The organism is Albidovulum sp., assembly GCF_049646345.1.
GTDB lineage: Bacteria > Pseudomonadota > Alphaproteobacteria > Rhodobacterales > Rhodobacteraceae > Albidovulum.
In genome coordinates this window covers 1-1770 of record NZ_JBARVQ010000321.1, presented here as the reverse complement: position 1 = coordinate 1770, position 1770 = coordinate 1, and the positions used below count along the sequence as shown (strand labels likewise).

General features: G+C 62.2%; 2 protein-coding genes. Both read right to left on the bottom strand.

The genetic code is table 11. The features are described 5' to 3' along the window. Positions 1 to 1126: CTP synthase (locus WBB85_RS08120; RefSeq protein ID WP_432638116.1), on the bottom strand; the 1126-nt coding region annotated here is incomplete at its 3' end. Between the two features lie 166 nt (positions 1127 to 1292). Next, positions 1293 to 1694 carry a preprotein translocase subunit SecG gene (secG, locus tag WBB85_RS08115; protein ID WP_432638115.1) on the bottom strand — a complete coding sequence of 134 codons (402 nt, stop codon included), beginning with the start codon at positions 1692 to 1694 and terminating at the stop codon, positions 1293 to 1295. Positions 1695 to 1770: the final 76 nt, after the last annotated feature.

The window sequence follows — 1770 nt, the reverse complement described above, 5'->3', positions numbered from 1 at the left end:
AGGGGATGTGCTTTTCCCGCGCGAACTGGGCGGCCTTGATCTTGCCTTCGGTGCCGCGTTCGCCAAAGCCGCCGGGGACAAGGATCGCGTGGAAGCGTTCAAGGTAGGGGGCCGGGTCTTCGCGGTCGAAAATCTCGGCGTCGATCCATTCGGATTTGACCCGCACGCGGTTCGCCATGCCGCCATGGGTCAGCGCCTCGGCGATCGATTTGTAGGCGTCCTCAAGCTGGGTGTATTTACCGACGATGGCCACGCGCACCTCGCCCTCGGCATGGGTCAGCCGGTCCATCACGTCTTCCCAGCGTTCCATATTGGGCTTGGGCGCAGGTGCTATGCCGAAAGCGTCAAGCACGGCCTGATCGAGCCCTTCATGGTGATAGGCCAAGGGCGCTTCATAGATCGTCTTGAGGTCATAGGCGGGGATGACCGCCTCTTCCCGCACATTGCAGAAAAGCGCGATCTTGGCGCGTTCCTTTTCCGGGATCGGCTGTTCCGAACGGCAGACGAGCACGTCGGGGGCAAGGCCGATCGACTGGAGTTCCTTGACTGAGTGCTGGGTCGGCTTGGTCTTGAGTTCTCCGCTCGCCGCGAGATAGGGCAGCAGCGTCAGATGCATCAGGATCGACTGGCCGCGGGGCCGTTCATGGATGAACTGACGGATGGCTTCGAAGAAGGGCAGCCCTTCGATGTCGCCGACCGTGCCGCCGATCTCACACAGCATGAAATCGACCTCATCATCGCCGATTTTCAGGAAGTCCTTGATCTCATTGGTGACGTGGGGAATGACCTGGATCGTCTTGCCGAGGTAGTCGCCGCGGCGTTCCTTTTCCAGCACGTTGGAATAGATGCGGCCTGAGGAGATGGAATCGGTCTTGCGGGCATGAACGCCGGTGAAGCGTTCGTAATGGCCAAGGTCGAGGTCGGTTTCGGCCCCGTCATCGGTGACGAAGACCTCTCCATGTTCGAAGGGCGACATCGTGCCGGGATCGACGTTGAGATAGGGGTCGAGTTTCCGCAAGCGCACCGAATAGCCGCGCGCCTGCAGCAGTGCGCCAAGGGCGGCCGAGGCCAGCCCCTTGCCGAGTGAGGAGACAACACCGCCGGTGATGAATACGTAACGTGCCATTGGTGAGAGATCCCCGCGATTGCCTCAAGTTTATTGGGTTTGCGGCGTCTTGTCGCGACGCTGCATCACGGGATTTGAGCAGTAACAGATTCGCGAGCTGCCCGCAACCAGACCGCAAGGTGTAGTGGTGGTCTTTGACCGAGGGGTCAAATCATGGTGGTCGGGTCTAGTCCGCCGGGGGCGGGGTCACCGGTGCGTCGCCGGTCGTCGGCGGCAAGAGGTCGCCTTCGGGCAGGGTCGGAGTGACAGGCGCGTCGCCGCTGTCCGGCGCCGTGGTCGTGGTGGCATCGAGCACCGAGACACCCTTGGCGTTCTGCGCGGCAATGATGGTCAGCGCCAGCGAGGTTGCCATGAAGCCCACACCGAAAATCCAGGTCAGCTTGGTCAGCGCATTGGCCGCACCGCGCGCCGACATGGATCCGCCGCCGGACATAAGCCCACCACCCTCGGACCGCTGGAGAAGCACCACCCCGACCAGGAGCAGTGCGAGGATCAGCAGAACGGTAAGCAGTACGTTTTCCATCGGGATCAGGCCTTCGGTCGTCGTGACGCGCCTATCTAGGCGCATGGGCGGCGGGGTGCAAGGCGTTTCGGGTCGGGATATTGCTGCGGGTGGGTAAGGTCGCTGAAGCGAAGGTGTGTCG

Coding starts and splice junctions, on each gene's coding strand:
- secG (WP_432638115.1), bottom strand. CDS start 1,694: ATGCGCCTAGATAGGCGCGTCACGACGACCGAAGGCCTGATCCCGATG.